Origin of the sequence: Streptomyces sp. Rer75 (assembly GCF_013414305.1) — a bacterium.
GTDB lineage: Bacteria > Actinomycetota > Actinomycetes > Streptomycetales > Streptomycetaceae > Streptomyces > Streptomyces himastatinicus.
The window spans coordinates 5,688,983-5,705,537 of record NZ_CP058693.1 but is presented as its reverse complement, the minus strand read 5'-3'; the positions used below and the strand labels follow the sequence as shown (position 1 = coordinate 5,705,537).

The following is a 16,555-nucleotide window of genomic DNA, read 5'->3' as shown; positions in this document are numbered from 1 at the left end:
CCCTCCCCAAGGTGTTACCTGTTCTTGGCGCGCCACATCCGGTACAGATGCGTCGCACCGGGCCCCACACAGCGCGCCAGCATGGTGAAGAACGGCCGCATGTCGTCGCGCGCGGCCCATGCCAGCTCGGTCCCGCTCGCCCGGGCGGGGGCGTGCGGCGTGGTGTATCCACTGCGGCGGTAGGCGAGCAGGGCGGGCAGGTCGATGTTCTCGACGACGAACCGCCGGCCCGCCAACTGCTCCGCCTCGGGCACCGGACGCCCCGTCAGATCGAGGTGCTGGGCCCGAACGACGTCGAGCCGCGCCTCGTTCTCGAAGAGCCGGAACTGCGCTCCCATCCGCGGGTTGAAGTCCAGCAGCTTGTACCGCCCGTCGCGCCGGTCGAAGCGCCAGTCCAGATCGACGATGCCGCTGAAGCCGATCCGCTGGATGAACCGGGCCGTCATCCCGGCCAGTTCCTTGTTGTCCACCGTGTAGGCGCACGCCGTCATGCCCGCGTGCGGCGGCCAGGACCGCACCTTGACGCCGGTGAACATCGCCAGCGGTGTGGACTCCGCGTCGAAGTAGGCGTGCACGATCCAGTCCTCGGCGGACTCCCGCGGGAGGTACTCCTGAAGGACCACCCCGGGCCGCGGCCCCCAGTCCCGGGCCAGCGCCAGCAGCTCGCGCGGCCCGGCGATCCGGGTCGTCCCGCCCACCGCAGGCTGCCTCCGCCGCTCGAACGCGTCCCGGTTCTTGGCCACGACCGGAAACCGCGCGCGCACCGCGAACGCCTTGACGTCGGCGTACGAACCGGGGAACGCCGCCTCCGGGGTGGGCACCCCGTGCTCGACACACAGCTCGTACAGCCCCTGCTTGCTGGCCAGCCGCCTGGGCAACCCCGGCTCGGTGCGCGGGAAGAGGAATCGGCCCTCCCCGGCGAGCACATCGGCATGCTCGCCGATCAGCACCGCCGCCTCCTCGTCCGTGGGCAGCAGGACGGTCGGACGGCCGATCGCCCGCCCTGCCCGCAGCAGCCCCTCCACCAGCCGCTCCGGCCGCTCCCTGCCGGTGGTCGGCCAGACGAAGGCCCGCCTCAGGTAGCGCGATTGGGCGGCCGGGGTCCAACGGTCCTCGGTGACCGCGTACATGGGTACGCCGAGACGGCCCAGGGAGCGAATGGCCCCCACGCCCCCGTGATGCAGCGGGTAATCGCCTATCTTCACGATCAGCCCCGGCACGGAACGGTCCACCGCGAACGGCATGGCACTGCTCGCCACGAGTCCCCCTCGGTCACCCCACCGCAGTGGTCCCCCCACTGTGCGTGACCTGATGAAGGACGCTACTTCGGAATTACCTCCTCCAGCAAGGACTATCCGGACATTGCCATCCCTTTAGGTGGCAGTCACCCCACAGGGGTGGCGCACCCCGGGCCATAGGGTGTGGACCGGCCAACCCGTGGCGACGAGGAGAAGGCGAGGCACCACCCATGGCGCAGCGAAGCCCGCTCGACCTGCCCGAAGGCGATCCCTTCGGCCCGGACAACCTCCCCTATGGCGTGTTCACCACCTCCGACGCTCCTCATCTGCGGAAAATCGGCGTGCGCTACGGCGCCCATGTGCTGGACGCGGGCGCCGCCGCGGCGGTCGCGGCCTCCCCGCACGCCGAACTGCTCGGCGCCTCCTCGCTCAACCCGCTGATGGCCGCGGGCCGTCCGGTCTGGCAGGCCGTCCGCGCGGAGCTGCGCGACTGGCTGACCAACCCGGCGCACCGGCACGCCATCGAGCCCCTGATGCACCCCCTCACCACCCTCGCCCTCCACCTCCCGATCGAGGTGGCGGACTATGTCGACTTCTTCGCCAGCGAGCACCACGCCTCCAACGCGGGCAAGATCTTCCGCCCGGACGGCGACGCCCTCACCCCCAACTGGAAGCACATGCCGATCGGCTACCACGGCCGGGCCGGCACCGTGCTCGTCTCGGGCTCGCCCATCGTCCGCCCCCACGGCCAGCGGCTGCCCCCGGCCGAGGCCCCCGCCTCGCCCGCCCCCGCGTCGGCTGCTCCTGCATCGGCTGCTCCTTCCGCATCGTCCTCATCGTCCGCTCCTCCCCGGCCGGTCTTCGGCCCCTCGCTGCGCCTCGACTTCGAAGCCGAGGTCGCGTTCGTCGTCGGCGCGCCCTCACCTCTGAATACACCGCTGCCGCTCGCCGGGTTCCACGATCACGTCTTCGGCGTCTGCCTCCTCAACGACTGGTCCGCCCGCGACATCCAGTCCTGGGAGTACCGCCCCCTCGGCCCCTTCCTCGGCAAGTCCTTCGCCACCTCCCTCGCCGCCTGGATCACCCCGCTGGACGCCCTCGCCGCGGCCCGTACCGCCCCGCCCGCCCGCGACGTCACGCCGCTCCCCTACCTCGACGACTCGGCCGCCGAGCCCGGCGGGTTCGATCTGCGCATCGATGTCGCCGTCAACGGCCACACCGTCTCCCGGCCCCCGTTCTCCGCCATGTACTGGACGGCGGCCCAGCAGCTCGCCCATCTGACGGTGAACGGCGCCTCGCTGCGCACCGGCGACGTCTTCGCCTCCGGCACGGTCAGCGGCCCGCGCCCGGACGAGCTGGGCTGCCTGCTCGAACTCACCTGGGGCGGCCGCGATCCGCTGCACCTCCCGGACGGCCCCCGGACGTTCCTGGAGGACGGCGACGAGGTGACCCTCAGCGCCTGGGCGCCCGGCCCGGACGGGGTCCGCATCGGTATGGGTGAGGTGACCGGCCACGTCGTTCCGGCGGCGTCATGAGCGACTGCTAATTTGTCGTGCTCCTGCCCTGACGGCCCTGATATCCGAGGAGAAGCGCGTGAAGAAGGCAGCGAGCATCGCCGGAACGGTGGCCGCGGCCGCCGTTCTGCTGACGGCGTGCGGCAGTGACAGCGACGAGGGGAAGAAGGACACGTCCAAGGACACCCCGTCGGCGCAGGAGTCGAGCGCCCCGGCGGAGGGGGGCGCGAACTCCAAGATCACCGGCGCCTACCTCGCCAAGACCGGCAGCCAGACGCTCATCCTGTCCATCGGCGGCGAGAAGGCGTCCCTGATCGCGGGCAAGCACGTCTGCAACGGTGAGTACACCGACACCGGCGAGAAGATGCTGATGCTCAAGTGCGCCGACGGCAACACCGACCGCACCATGGGCAAGGTGGCCCCGAGCGGGGACGGCAAGACGCTCACCGTCGACTGGGACGCGCTCTCCGAGAACGACACCTTCACCCGGACCACCTCCCCCAGCGACATCCCGTCGAACATTCCGACCTCGCTGCCCTCCGGCATCCCCACCGACCTGCCGACGAACCTCCCCTCCAGCTGATCGCCCAGGCCCCGCGCCGACGGCACCGCACGCACGCCTGGGCTGGGGCACCGTCACGGTGCCCCAGCCCAGGCGGGGTCCAGGGGCGAGCCCCTGATTCAGGAAGGGGCGGGGGCCCCAGGGGGAACGGCTAGCGCACGAAGACGCCCGCTTGGCCTGCCAGGTCGAGGAAGTACTGCGGCGCCACACCCAGCACCACCGTGACCGCGACGCCGATCGCGATCGCCGACGAGGTCAGGGGGCTCGGGACGGCCACCGACGGGCCGTCCGTGCGGGGTTCACTGAAGAACATCAGCACGATGACCCGGATGTAGAAGAAGGCCGCGATCGCCGACGAGATCACACCGATCACGACCAGCGCACCCGCGCCCCCGTCCGCCGCCGCCTTGAAGACCGCGAACTTCCCCGCGAACCCACTGGTCAGCGGGATACCGGCGAAGGCCAGCAGGAAGACCGCGAAGACCGCGGCCACCAGGGGCGAACGGCGGCCCAGCCCGGCCCACTTCGACAGGTGGGTGGCCTCGCCGCCCGCGTCGCGGACCAGGGTGACCACGGCGAAGGCGCCGAGGGTCACGAAGGAGTACGCGGCGAGGTAGAAGAGGACGGAGGAGATGCCGTCGGGGGTCGTGGCGATGACACCGGCGAGGATGAACCCGGCGTGCGCGATGGAGGAGTAGGCCAGCAGCCGCTTCACATCGGTCTGGGTGACGGCGACGATCGCGCCGCCCAGCATGGTGACGATGGCGACGCCCCACATCACCGGCCGCCAGTCCCAGCGCAGCCCGGGCAGGACGACGTACAGCAGCCGCAGCAGCGCGCCGAAGGCCGCCACCTTGGTGGCCGCGGCCATGAAGCCGGTGACCGGGGTGGGGGCGCCCTGGTAGACGTCCGGGGTCCACATGTGGAACGGGACGGCGCCGATCTTGAACAGCAGGCCCATCAGCACCAGCGCCCCGCCGAGGAGCAGCAGCGCGTCGTTGCCCATGGTCCCGGCGAGCGCCGGGGTGACGTTGCGGACCTGGCCGTCGACGACGTCGGCGATACCGGCGTACGCGACGGTGCCCGCGTAGCCGTACAGCAGGGCGATCCCGAAGAGCAGGAAGGCCGAGGAGAAGGCGCCGAGCAGGAAGTACTTGACGGCGGACTCCTGGGAGAGCATCCGGTGGCGCCGGGCGAGCGCGCACAGGATGTACAGCGGGAGGGAGAAGACCTCCAGCGCGACGAAGAGGGTCAGCAGATCGTTCGCGGCGGGGAAGACGAGCATGCCGCCCACCGCGAAGAGGACCAGCGGAAAGACCTCGGTGGTGGTGAACCCGGCCTTGACGGCGGCCTTTTCGGCCTCGCCGCCGGGCACGGCGGCGGCCTGGGCCGCGAAGGAGTCGACGCGGTTGCCGTGGACGACCGGGTCGAGCCGCCGCTCGGCGAAGGTGAACACGGAGACCAGCGCGACCAGGAGAATGGTGCCCTGGAGGAAGAGCGCGGGCCCGTCGACGGCGATGGCACCCATGGCCGCGACATGGGCCTTCCCTGTGCCGTAGTCGCTCGCTGCGAGGCCGATGACGGCCGCGAAGGCCGCGGCGAGGGAGACGACGGAGACGAACAGCTGCGCGGCGTAACGCTGGGCGCGCGGCAGGAACGCCTCGACCAGTACGCCGATGATCGCGGCGCCGAGCACGATCAGGGTGGGCGCCAGCTGCCCGTACTCGATGTGCGGCGCGGGGATCTTGTCGGGCGCCGCCGCCGCTGTCGTCCACAGGCTGTGGACAGTGGCCGCGTGGGTCACTTGGCACCTCCGGAAGCACCGTCGTGGGAAGCACCCTCGGGCTTGGGGCTGTAGTGGAACCAGCCCGCGTCAGTGACGGGGTGATCGGGCTTGGGATCCTTCTCGTCCACCACGGACAGCGTGTGGTCGACGGCCGGGTTGACGATCTCCGTCAGCGGCTTGGGGTAGACGCCGAGGAAGAGCAGCAGCGCGATCAGCGGCGCGACGACGAGCAGTTCGCGCGGCCGCAGATCGGGCATGGACCGCACCTCCTCCTTCACCGGGCCGGTCATGGTGCGCTGGTAGAGGATCAGTACGTACAGCGCGGCGAGCACGATGCCGAGGGTGGCGATCACTCCGACCACCGGATAGCGGGCGAACGCGCCGACGAGCACCAGGAATTCGCTGATGAAGGGCGCGAGCCCGGGCAGCGAGAGGGTGGCCAGACCGCCGATCAGGAAGGTGCCGGCGAGCACCGGGGCGACCTTCTGCACGCCGCCGTAGTCGGCGATGAGCCGCGAGCCGCGCCGGGTGATGAGGAACCCGGCCACCAGCATCAGCGCGGCGGTCGAGATGCCGTGGTTGACCATGTAGAGCGTGGCGCCGCCCTGGCCCTGGGTGGTCATGGCGAAGATGCCGAGGATGATGAAGCCGAAGTGGGAGATCGAGGCGTAGGCGATCAGCCGCTTGATGTCCCGCTGGCCGATCGCCAGCAGCGCGCCGTAGATGATGCTGATGAGCGCGAGGACCAGGATCACCGGCGTGGCCCACTTGCTGGCCTCGGGGAAGAGCTGGAGGCAGAAGCGCAGCATCGCGAAGGTGCCGACCTTGTCGACGACCGCGGTGATCAGCACGGCGACGGGGGCGGTGGACTCGCCCATCGCGTTGGGCAGCCAGGTGTGCAGCGGCCACAGCGGCGCCTTCACCGCGAAGGCGAAGAAGAAGCCGAGGAACAGCAGCCGTTCGGTGCTGGTCGCGAAGTCGAGCTGTCCGCTCGCCCGGGCGTCCACGATCTGCTGGAGCGAGAAGGTGCCGGTGCCCAGGTCGTCGGCGGTGACCGCGTAGAGACCGACCACCGCGGCCAGCATGATCAGCCCGCCCGCGAGGTTGTACAGCAGGAACTTCACCGCGGCGTAGGAGCGCTGGGTCGCCGTCTCCTCCTCGGACCGCTCCCCGGCCCGGTCCCCGAAGCCGCCGATGAGGAAGTACATCGGGATGAGCATGGCTTCGAAGAAGATGTAGAAGACGAAGACGTCGGTGGCCTCGAAGGAGATCACCACCATCGCCTCGACCAGCAGGATCAGCGCGAAGAAGCCCTGGGTGGGCCGCCAGCGGCGGTTGGGCCGGGCGCCTTCCAGGGGGTCGGCGTCATGCCAGCCCGCCAGGATGATGAAGGGGATGAGCACGGCGGTGAGCGCGATCAGGGCGACCGCGATGCCGTCCACGCCCAGTTCGTAGCGGACCCCGAAGTCCTTGATCCAGGCGTGGGATTCGGTGAGCTGGAAGCGGCCGCCGCCCGGGTCGAAGCGGACCGTGATGACCGCGGCGAGGGCGAGGGTGACCAGGGAGAAGGCCAGCGCCACCCACTTGGCGGCGGCTCGCTGGGCGGCGGGCACCGCGGCGGTGGCGACCGCGCCGAGCGCGGGCACCGCGGCCGTGGCCGTCAGCAGGGGAAATGACATGACTCAGACCGCCCTCATCAGCAGGGTCGCGGCGATGAGCACCGCCGTACCGCCGAACATCGAGACCGCGTACGTACGGGCGTAGCCGTTCTGGAGCTTGCGCAATCGGCCGGAGAGTCCGCCGACCCCGGCCGCGGTGCCGTTGACCACGCCGTCGACCAGCTTGTGGTCGACGTAGACCAGACCGCGGGTGAGGTAGCGGCCGGGCTGGACGAGCGCGACGTGGTTGAAGTCGTCCTGGAGCAGGTCGCGGCGGGCGGCCCGGGTGAGCAGGGAGCCGCGCGGCGCGGTGCGCGGCACGGGCCGGCGCCCGTACTGCGCCCAGGCCAGGGCGACGCCGATGACCAGGACGACCATCGTCCCCGCGGTGACCGTCGCGGCGCTGAGCGGGGAGTGGCCGTGGCTGTGGCCGGTGACCGGTTCGAGCCAGTTCAGGAACGCGTCGTTCAGGCTGAACAGCCCGCCCGCGAAGACCGATCCGAAGGCCAGGACGATCATGGGGATCGTCATGGACTTCGGCGACTCGTGCGGATGTGGCATCTCGCCGGGGCGCACGTCGATACCGGGTTCGACGCTGGGCGCCTTGTCCGGATCGGGCGCGGGCTCCCACCGCTTCTCGCCGAAGAACGTCATCAGCATCACGCGCGTCATGTAGTACGCGGTGATGGCCGCGCCCAGCAGGGCCGCGCCGCCCAGGATCCAGCCCTCGGTGCCGCCCTTGGCGAAGGCCGCTTCGATGATCTTGTCCTTGGACCAGAAGCCGGAGAGCCCCGGGAAGCCGATGATGGCGAGGTAGCCGAGCCCGAAGGTGACGAAGGTGACCGGCATGTACTTCCGCAGGCCGCCGTACTTGCGCATGTCGACCTCGTCGTTCATGCCGTGCATGACCGACCCGGCGCCGAGGAAGAGCCCCGCCTTGAAGAAGCCGTGGGTGACCAGGTGCATGATCGCGAAGACATAGCCGATCGGGCCGAGCCCTGCGGCCAGGATCATGTAACCGATCTGCGACATCGTCGACCCGGCCAGGGCCTTCTTGATGTCGTCCTTCGCGCAACCGACGATGGCACCGAAGAGCAGCGTGACCGCGCCGACCGCGACCACCGCGGCCTGTGCGTCGGGCGCGGCGTTGAAGATCGCGCCGGAGCGGGTGATCAGGTAGACGCCCGCGGTCACCATGGTCGCCGCGTGGATCAGGGCCGAGACCGGGGTCGGGCCCTCCATCGCGTCACCGAGCCAGGACTGGAGCGGCACCTGGGCCGACTTGCCGCACGCGGCGAGCAGCAGCATCAACCCGATGGCGGTGAGCTTGCCCTCGCCCGCGTCCTCCGCGTTCGCCAGCACGGGGGCGAAGGCGAAGGTCCCGAAGGTCGTGAACATCAGCATGATCGCGATGGACAGGCCCATGTCGCCGACGCGGTTGACGATGAACGCCTTCTTCGCCGCCGTCGCCGCGCTCGGCTTGTGCTGCCAGAAGCCGATGAGCAGGTACGAGGCGAGGCCGACGCCCTCCCAGCCGACGTACAGCAGCAGGTAGTTGTCGGCGAGGACGAGCAGCAGCATGGCCGCGAGGAAGAGATTGAGGTAGCCGAAGAAGCGGCGGCGCCGCTCGTCGTGCGCCATGTAACCGATCGAGTAGATGTGGATCAGCGTGCCCACGCCCGAGATCAGCAGGACGAAGGTCATCGACAACTGGTCGAGCTGGAAGGCGACGTCCGCGCGGAAGCCGCCCACCGGGATCCAGCTGAAGACCTGGCTGTGCAGGGCGCGGTCGTGCTCGCCCCGGCCGAGCATGTCGGCGAAGAGCACGGCGCCGATCACGAAGGAGGCGCCCGCGAGCACCGTGCCCAGGTAGTGGCCCGTGCGGTCCAGCCGCCGGCCCCCGCACAGCAGCACGGCAGCGCCGAGCAGCGGGGCCGCGACGAGCAATCCGATGAGGTTCTCCACTTGAACGCGACCCCTTCTAGAGCTTCATCAGGCTGGCGTCGTCGACCGAGGCCGAATGGCGGGAGCGGAAGACGGTCACGATGATCGCGAGGCCGACCACGACCTCCGCCGCCGCGACGACCATCGTGAAGAACGCGATGATCTGGCCGTCGAGGTTGCCGTGCAGCCGGGAGAAGGTGACGAACGCGAGGTTGCACGCGTTCAGCATCAGCTCGACGCACATGAAGAGGACGATCGCGTTCCGCCGGATCACGACCCCGGCCGCACCGATGGTGAACAACAGGGCGGCCAGGTAGAGGTAGTTGACCGGATTCACTTGGCGGCTCCCTTGCGGTGCTCGGCGTCCTCGGACGCGCCCACGGCGCCCTCGGAACCCTCGGCGTCGGTGCCCTCCGGCTTCCGCCGCCCCAGCCAGCGCTCCGAGCGCTGCTCCAGCGCCGCCAGCTCCGCCAGCGCCTCACCGGAGACGTCCCGGACCTGGCCGCGGCCGCGCAGCGTCGCGTTGACGGTCAGCTCGGACGTCGTGCCGTCGGGCAGCAGACCGGGGATGTCCACCGCGTTGTGCCGGGCGTAGACACCCGGGGCGGGCAGCGGCGGGACGTGCCTGCCGGTGCGCACCCGCTCCTCGGACTGCTCGCGCTGGCTGCGCGCGCGCTCGGTGCGCTCGCGGTGGGTCAGCACCATCGCGCCGACCGCCGCGGTGATCAGCAGCGCGCCGGTGATCTCGAAGGCGAAGACGTACTTGGTGAAGACCAGGGCCGCCAAGCCCTCCACATTGCCGCCGGAGTTGGCCTGCCCCAGCCCGTCGAACGTCTTCAGCGAGGCGTTCCCGATTCCGGCGCACAGCAGGATGCCGAAGCCGAGCCCGCACAGGGCGGCGAGCCAGCGCTGCCCCTTCAGGGTCTCCTTCAGCGAATCGGCGGCGGTGACGCCGACCAGCATCACGACGAAGAGGAAGAGCATCATGATCGCGCCGGTGTAGACGACGATCTGGACGACGCCCAGGAAATACGCCCCGTTGGCGAGGTAGAAGACCGCCAGGACGATCATGGTGCCCGCCAGGCTGAGGGCGCTGTGCACGGCCTTGCGCATCAGGATCGTGCACAGCGCGCCGATCACGGCGACCGTGCCCAGCACCCAGAACTGGAAGGCCTCACCGGTGGAGGTGGTGGAGACCGCCGCGGCCAGTGCGCCGCTCATGCCTGCACCTCCTCTTCGGCCTCACCGTCGGTCTCGGGCGTCTCGCCCTTGCTGACCGCGACCTGACGGGTGGTCCCGGGCGCGGCCTCGGTCACCAGCCCGCGGTAGTAGTCCTGCTCGTCCGTCCCCGGATAGATGGCGTGCGGGCTGTCGACCATCCCGTCTTCGAGGCCCGCGAGCAGCTCTTCCTTGGTGTAGATGAGCGATTCGCGGGTGCGGTCGGCCAGCTCGTACTCATTGGTCATGGTCAGCGCCCGGGTGGGGCACGCCTCGACGCACAGGCCGCACAGGATGCAGCGCAGATAGTTGATCTGGTAGACGCGGCCGTAGCGCTCGCCCGGCGAGTAGCGCTCCTCGTCGGTGTTGTCCGCGCCCTCCACGTAGATCGCGTCCGCCGGGCAGGCCCAGGCGCACAGCTCGCATCCGATGCACTTCTCCAGCCCGTCCGGATGCCGGTTGAGCTGGTGACGTCCGTGGAAGCGGGGCGCGGTGGGCTTCTTCTCCTCGGGGTACTGCTCGGTCAGCCGCTTCTTGAACATGGCCTTGAAGGTCACGCCGAAGCCGGCCACCGGGTTCTGGAAGTCAGACACCATCGGCCTCCTTTCCGTCACTGACAGTGTCGGGGCCACCACTGACAATCAGCTCCCGTTCCTGTCGGGAGCGCCGTCGCGGTACGGGCGGCAGGGACTGGCCGGGCAGCGGCGGCACCGGGAATCCGCCCGCCATCGGGTCGAAGGCGGGCTCGGGGCCCTCCTCCACCGCCGGTCCGGCCTCGCCCTTCGCAGCCGCCCCGCGGTCGCGGAAGACGTCGACGACGAAGGACAGCAGCAGCAGCGCGATCACCGCGCCGCCGACGTACAGCACGATCGACTGGTTGTCGTAGTTCTCGTTGCGCAGCGCCCGGACGGTGGCGACCAGCATCAGCCAGACCATCGAGATCGGGATGAGGACCTTCCAGCCCAGCTTCATGAACTGGTCGTAGCGCACCCGGGGCACCGAGGCGCGGATCCAGATGAAGACGAACAGCGACGAGACGACCTTGCCGACGAACCACAGCAGCGGCCACCAGCCGTGGTTGGCGCCCTCCCAGAAGGTGCTGATCGGCCAGGGCGCCCGCCAGCCGCCGAGGAAGAGGGTCACGGCGACCATCGAGACGGTGACCATGTTGATGTACTCGGCGAGCATGAACAGCGCGAACTTGATCGACGAGTACTCGGTGTTGAAGCCGCCCACCAGGTCGCCCTCGGACTCCGGCATGTCGAACGGCGCCCGGTTGGTCTCCCCGACCATCGCCACGATGTAGATGAGGAACGAGACCGGGAGCAGCACCACGTACCAGCGGTCCTGCTGGGAGGCGACGATCTGCGAGGTCGACATCGACCCGGAGTAGAGGAACACCGCCGCGAAGGACAGGCCCATCGCGATCTCGTAGCTGATCATCTGGGCGCAGGAGCGCAAGCCCCCGAGGAGCGGATACGTCGACCCGGACGACCAGCCCGCCAGCACGATGCCGTAGATGCCGACCGCGGCGGTGGCGAGGATGTAGAGGACGGCGATCGGCAGATCGGTCAGCTGCATCGCGGTGCGGTGCCCGAAGACCGAGACCTCGCCGCCGGCCGGGCCGAACGGGATCACCGCGACCGCCATGAAGGCGGGGATGGCCGCGACGATCGGCGCCAGGACGTAGACCACCTTGTCGGCGCCCTTGACGACCACGTCCTCCTTGAGCATCAGCTTCACGCCGTCCGCGAGGGACTGGAGCATGCCCCAGGGGCCGTGCCGGTTCGGGCCGATGCGCAGCTGCATCCAGCCCATCACCTTGCGCTCCATGACGATGGAGATCAGCACCGTCAGCATCAGGAACGCGAAGCAGAAGACGACCTTGATCAGGATCAGCCACCACGGGTCGCGGCCGAACATCGACAGGTCCTCTGCGGCGAGATACCTCATGAGGTCACCTCCGGCTCGGTCGCGGAAGCGGTGATCGTGACGACGTCACCGGGGCGGGCCCCCAGATCGCGCTGCGCGCCGCCGCCCGTGGAGGCCAGCGGCAGCCAGACGACCCGGTCGGGCATCGGGGTCACGCACAGGGGCAGCTGGACGGATCCGGCCGGGCCGGTGACGCGGAGCGTCTGGCCGTCGGCCACCCCCGCCTCCTCGGCGGTCGCCGCCGAGAGCCGGGCCACCGCGGCGTGCCGGGTCGCCGCCAGCGCCGGATCGCCCTCCTGGAGCCGCCCCTGGTCGAGCAGCAGCCGGTGACCTGCGAGCAGCGCCTCGCCCTCGGCGGGCCGGGGCAGCGGGCCCCCGGTCTCCAGCGGGGCGGTGGCGCGCAGCCCCTGCCAGGTGCCGAGCCGGGTCAGCTCGGTGCGGGCGGCCGCCACGTCCGGCAGGCCCAGGTCCGTATCGAGGGCGTCGGCCAGCATGTGCAGCACCCGGGCGTCCGGGAGGGTGTGACGACGGGTCATCTGGTCCGGTTTGAGCGCGGCCTCGAACGGCCGGGCCCGGCCCTCCCAGTTGAGGAACGTGCCGGACTTCTCGACCACCGCCGCGACCGGAAGCACCACGTCCGCCCGCTCGGTGACCTCCGAGGGCCGCTGCTCCAGGCTGACCACGAACTCCGCCGCGTCCAGGGCGGCCACGGCCCGCGCCGGGTCGGGCAGGTCCGCCACCTCGACCCCGCCGACCAGCAGCGCGCCGAGCCCGCCGCTCGCCGCGGCCTCCACGATCTGGCCGGTGTCGCGGCCCACCTGGTGCGGCAGATCGGTGATCCCCCACACCGCGGCGGTCTCCTCGCGGGCCCGCGGATCGTGCGCCGGGCGGCCGCCGGGCAGCAGCCCGGGCAGCGCGCCCGCCTCGATCGCGCCGCGCTCGCCCGCCCGGCGCGGGATCCACGCGAGCGTGGCGCCGGTGGCGGCCGCGGCCCGTACGGCGGCGGTCAGTCCGCCCGCCACCGACGCCAGCCGCTCGCCGACGACGATGACCGCGCCCTCCTGGCGCAGCGCCTCGGCGGCCCGCTCGCCGTCCTCGTCCAGACCCGTGCGTCCCGCGATCGCGTCCAGCCACTCGGTCTCGGTGCCGGGCGCGGCGGGCAGCAGGGTGCCGCCCGCCTTCGTAAGGCCCCGGGTGGTGTGGGTGGCGAGCGAGAAGGTGCGCTGGCCGTGCTTGCGGTGCGCCTTGCGCAGCCGCAGGAAGACGCCGGGCGCCTCCTCCTCGGCCTCGAACCCGGCCAGCAGCACCGCGGGCGCCTTCTCCAGCGCGGCGTACGTCAGTCCGCTGCCGTCCAGGTCACGGCCGCGGCCCGCGATGTGGGCGGCCAGGAAGTCGGCCTCCTCGTCGCTGTGCACCCGGGCCCGGAAGTCGATGTCGTTGGTCTCCAGGACGGTCCGCGCGAACTTGGCGTACGCGTACGCGTCCTCGACGGTCAGCCGGCCGCCGGTCAGCACCCCGGTGCGGCCGCGCGCCGCGGCCAGCCCCTCGGCCGCCGCCACCAGCGCCTCGGGCCAGCCCGCCGGCTCCAGCTTCCCCGACTCGCGGTTCCGCACCAGCGGGGTGGTGAGCCGGTCGGGAAGCTGGGCGTAGCGGAAGCCGAAGCGCCCCTTGTCGCAGATCCACTCCTCGTTGACCTCGGGGTCGTCCGCGGCGAGCCGCCGCATCACCTTGCCGCGCCGGTGGTCGGTGCGGGTCGCGCAGCCGCCCGCGCAGTGCTCGCACACGCTCGGCGAGGAGACCAGGTCGAAGGGGCGGGAGCGGAACCGGTACGCGGCCGAGGTGAGCGCGCCCACCGGGCAGATCTGGATGGTGTTGCCGGAGAAGTACGACTCGAACGGGTCGCCCTCCCCCGTGCCCACCTGCTGGAGCGCGCCGCGCTCCAGCAGCTCGATCATCGGGTCGCCCGCGATCTGGTTGGAGAAGCGGGTGCAGCGCGCGCACAGCACACAGCGCTCGCGGTCCAGCAGCACCTGGGCCGAGACCGGGACCGGCTTGGCGAACGTCCGCTTCTGGCCCTCGAAGCGGCTGTCGGCCTGTCCGGCGCTCATCGCCTGGTTCTGGAGCGGGCATTCACCGCCCTTGTCGCAGACCGGGCAGTCCAGCGGATGGTTGATCAGCAGCAGCTCCATCACCCCGCGCTGCGCCTTCTCGGCGACCGGCGAGGTGAGCTGGGTCTTCACGACCATGCCGTCGGTGCAGGTGATGGTGCAGGAGGCCATCGGCTTGCGCTGGCCCTCCACCTCGACGATGCACTGGCGGCAGGCGCCCACGGGGTCGAGCAGCGGATGGTCGCAGAAGCGCGGGATCTCGATCCCGAGGAGTTCGGCGGCGCGGATGACCAGCGTCCCCTTCGGGACGGAGATCTCGATCCCGTCGATGGTGACGGAGACCAGGTCCTCTCGCGGCACCGCCGCCTCCCCGCCTCCCGAGGGTGCGTTGGTGGTCACGGTCATGCGGTCACCCCCAGATGAGTGGTGCGCGGCTCGTCGGCCCAGACGGTGGACTTGGCCGGGTCGAAGGGACAGCCTCCGCCGGTGATGTGCTGCTCGTACTCCGCGCGGAAGTACTTGAGCGAGGAGAAGATGGGGCTGGCGGCGCCGTCGCCCAGCGCGCAGAACGACTTGCCGTTGATGTTGTCGGCGATGTCGGCCAGCTTGTCGAGGTCGGCCATGCGCCCCTTGCCGGCCTCCAGGTCGCGCAGCAGCTGCACCAGCCAGTACGTGCCCTCGCGGCAGGGTGTGCACTTGCCGCAGGACTCATGCGCGTAGAACTCGGTCCAGCGGGTCACCGCCCGCACCACGCAGGTGGTCTCGTCGAAGCACTGGAGGGCCTTGGTGCCCAGCATCGACCCGGCCGCGCCCACGCCCTCGTAGTCCAGCGGGACGTCGAGGTGCTCCTCGGTGAGCAGCGGGGTGGACGAGCCGCCGGGCGTCCAGAACTTCAGCCGGTGGCCGGGGCGCATGCCGCCGCTCATGTCGAGCAGCTGGCGCAGGGTGATGCCGAGCGGACCCTCGAACTGGCCGGGGTTGGCCACATGGCCCGACAGCGAGTAGAGCGTGAAGCCCGGGGACTTCTCGCTGCCCATCGAACGGAACCATTCCTTGCCCTTGTTCAGGATCGAGGGAACCGAGGCGATGGATTCGACGTTGTTCACCACAGTGGGGCACGCGTACAGACCGGCGACCGCGGGGAAGGGGGGCCGCAGCCGGGGCTGGCCGCGGCGTCCCTCCAGCGAGTCCAGCAGCGCGGTCTCCTCACCGCAGATGTACGCACCCGCGCCCGCGTGCACCGTGATGTCGAGACCGGGAAGTCCGTCCACCCCGAGCTTCTCCCTGCGCCGCTCGGCCGTGCCCAGGTAGCCCGCCTCGTACGCCTCGCGCACGGCCTCGTGCAGGCGGCGCAGCACCGGCACGGTCTCACCGCGCAGGTAGATGAAGGCGTGTTCGGAGCGGATGGCGTGGCAGGCGATGACCATGCCCTCGATGAGGGCGTGCGGATTGGCGTAGAGAAGGGGGATGTCCTTGCAGGTGCCGGGTTCCGACTCGTCGGCGTTGACGACGAGGTAGTGCGGCTTGCCGTCGCCCTGCGGAATGAACTGCCACTTCATTCCGGTGGGGAAGCCCGCGCCGCCGCGGCCGCGCAGTCCGACGTCCTTCACCAGCGCGATCACGGCGTCGGGGTCCATGGCGAGCGCCTTGGCGCTGCCCTGGTAGCCCTCGTGCCGCAGATAGGCGCGCAGCGTCCAGGAGTTGGCCTCGTCCCAGTGCGCGGAGAGCACGGGTGCCAGCAGCTTCTCGGGGCTGTGCTCGGATCGCTCGGTCGTCACGGTCATCACTCCCCCTCCTCGGCGACCGGACCTGCCGGGTGGTGCGGATCGGAGGCCGAGGTCCGCTGCGGCGCGTCGTGCGAACTCGGATGCGTCGGCGGTGCCTCGTCCTGCGGGGCGCCCCCGTGCCGCGGCGAGACGACCCGGCCGGGCGCCTCCTCCCCCTTGGCGAGCCGCAGCCCGGTGAGCGAGGCGGGACCGGCGGAGCCACCGGCCTCGACGGCTCCGGGGCGCGGGTCGGGGAAACCGGCGAGGATGCGCGCGGTCTCCTTGAACGTGCACAGCGGCGCGCCGCGGGTCGGGGTGACGGTGCGGCCCGCCCGGAGGTCGTCGACCAGCTGCTTGGCGGAGTCGACGGTCTGGTTGTCGAAGAACTCCCAGTTGACCATCACCACGGGCGCGAAGTCGCAGGCCGCGTTGCACTCGATGTGCTCCAGGGTGACCTTGCCGTCCTCGGTGGTCTCCCCGTTGCCCAGCTCCAGGTGGTGCTGGAGCTCCTCGAAGATCGCGTCCCCGCCCATCACCGCGCACAGGGTGTTGGTGCACACCCCGACCTGGTAGTCGCCCGAGGCCTTGCGCCGGTACATGGTGTAGAAGGTGGCGACCGCGGTGACCTCGGCGGTGGTCAGGTCCAGCACCTCGGCGCAGAACCGGATGCCGGTGCGGGTGACATGGCCCTCCTCGGACTGCACCAGGTGCAGCAGCGGCAGCAGGGCGCTGCGGCTGTCCGGGTAGCGGGCGATCACCTCCGCGGCGTCCGCCTCCAGCCGGGAGCGCACCTCGGCCGGGTAGTCGGGGGCCGGCAGCTGCGGCATGC

Annotated in this window: 13 protein-coding genes; 2 read left to right on the top strand and 11 right to left on the bottom strand. The window is 70.8% G+C overall.

Features of this window, described 5'->3' with window-relative positions:
* Window positions 1-14 precede the first annotated feature (14 nt).
* On the bottom strand, window positions 15-1,244 hold the full coding sequence (locus HYQ63_RS24465; RefSeq protein WP_179940460.1) for an ATP-grasp domain-containing protein: 1,230 nt from the start codon (window positions 1,242-1,244) through the stop codon (window positions 15-17).
* 224 nt (window positions 1,245-1,468) lie between these two features.
* Here HYQ63_RS24465 and fahA point away from each other — a divergent pair, with 224 nt between their 5' ends.
* Both fahA and HYQ63_RS24455 read left to right on the top strand, forming a co-directional pair.
* Complete coding sequence (gene fahA / locus HYQ63_RS24460) at window positions 1,469-2,773, top strand: fumarylacetoacetase (RefSeq protein WP_179935904.1); 1,305 nt, start codon at window positions 1,469-1,471, stop codon at window positions 2,771-2,773.
* Window positions 2,774-2,831: 58 nt separating this feature from the next.
* On the top strand, window positions 2,832-3,335 hold the full coding sequence (locus tag HYQ63_RS24455) for a hypothetical protein (protein WP_257232062.1): 504 nt from the start codon (window positions 2,832-2,834) through the stop codon (window positions 3,333-3,335).
* Between the two features lie 130 nt (window positions 3,336-3,465).
* Here the strand turns inward: HYQ63_RS24455 and nuoN are convergent, their stop codons facing one another.
* The 10 genes from nuoN to nuoE are packed head-to-tail and all read right to left on the bottom strand — an operon-like array spanning window position 3,466 to window position 16,553.
* Window positions 3,466-5,118: an NADH-quinone oxidoreductase subunit NuoN gene (nuoN, locus tag HYQ63_RS24450; RefSeq protein ID WP_179935902.1), complete on the bottom strand. Its 1,653-nt coding sequence runs from the start codon at window positions 5,116-5,118 to the stop codon at window positions 3,466-3,468.
* Entirely contained in the window at window positions 5,115-6,779 is a 1,665-nt protein-coding gene (locus HYQ63_RS24445) for an NADH-quinone oxidoreductase subunit M (protein ID WP_179935900.1), read from the bottom strand. The genes nuoN and HYQ63_RS24445 overlap by 4 nt, the downstream gene beginning before the upstream one ends.
* Window positions 6,780-6,782: 3 nt before the next feature.
* Entirely contained in the window at window positions 6,783-8,723 is a 1,941-nt protein-coding gene (nuoL, locus tag HYQ63_RS24440) for an NADH-quinone oxidoreductase subunit L (RefSeq protein ID WP_179935898.1), read from the bottom strand.
* 16 nt (window positions 8,724-8,739) lie between these two features.
* On the bottom strand, window positions 8,740-9,039 hold the full coding sequence (nuoK, locus tag HYQ63_RS24435; protein ID WP_009715954.1) for an NADH-quinone oxidoreductase subunit NuoK: 300 nt from the start codon (window positions 9,037-9,039) through the stop codon (window positions 8,740-8,742).
* Entirely contained in the window at window positions 9,036-9,923 is an 888-nt protein-coding gene (locus tag HYQ63_RS24430; protein WP_179935896.1) for an NADH-quinone oxidoreductase subunit J, read from the bottom strand. The genes nuoK and HYQ63_RS24430 overlap by 4 nt, the downstream gene beginning before the upstream one ends.
* Window positions 9,920-10,513 (bottom strand): NADH-quinone oxidoreductase subunit NuoI, encoded by a 594-nt coding sequence (gene nuoI / locus HYQ63_RS24425; protein ID WP_257232644.1) that lies wholly within the window; start codon window positions 10,511-10,513, stop codon window positions 9,920-9,922. The genes HYQ63_RS24430 and nuoI overlap by 4 nt, the downstream gene beginning before the upstream one ends.
* Window positions 10,506-11,873 (bottom strand): NADH-quinone oxidoreductase subunit NuoH, encoded by a 1,368-nt coding sequence (nuoH, locus tag HYQ63_RS24420; RefSeq protein ID WP_179935893.1) that lies wholly within the window; start codon window positions 11,871-11,873, stop codon window positions 10,506-10,508. The genes nuoI and nuoH overlap by 8 nt, the downstream gene beginning before the upstream one ends.
* A complete protein-coding gene (locus HYQ63_RS24415; protein ID WP_179935891.1) occupies window positions 11,870-14,365 on the bottom strand; it encodes an NADH-quinone oxidoreductase subunit G in 2,496 nt (831 codons plus the stop codon). Before HYQ63_RS24415 ends, nuoH begins: the two co-directional genes overlap by 4 nt.
* On the bottom strand, window positions 14,362-15,744 hold the full coding sequence (nuoF, locus tag HYQ63_RS24410; RefSeq protein ID WP_179935889.1) for an NADH-quinone oxidoreductase subunit NuoF: 1,383 nt from the start codon (window positions 15,742-15,744) through the stop codon (window positions 14,362-14,364). Before nuoF ends, HYQ63_RS24415 begins: the two co-directional genes overlap by 4 nt.
* Window positions 15,744-16,553, bottom strand: a complete 810-nt coding sequence (nuoE, locus tag HYQ63_RS24405) for an NADH-quinone oxidoreductase subunit NuoE (RefSeq protein ID WP_179940456.1) — start codon at window positions 16,551-16,553, stop codon at window positions 15,744-15,746. The genes nuoF and nuoE overlap by 1 nt, the downstream gene beginning before the upstream one ends.
* Window positions 16,554-16,555 lie beyond the last annotated feature (2 nt).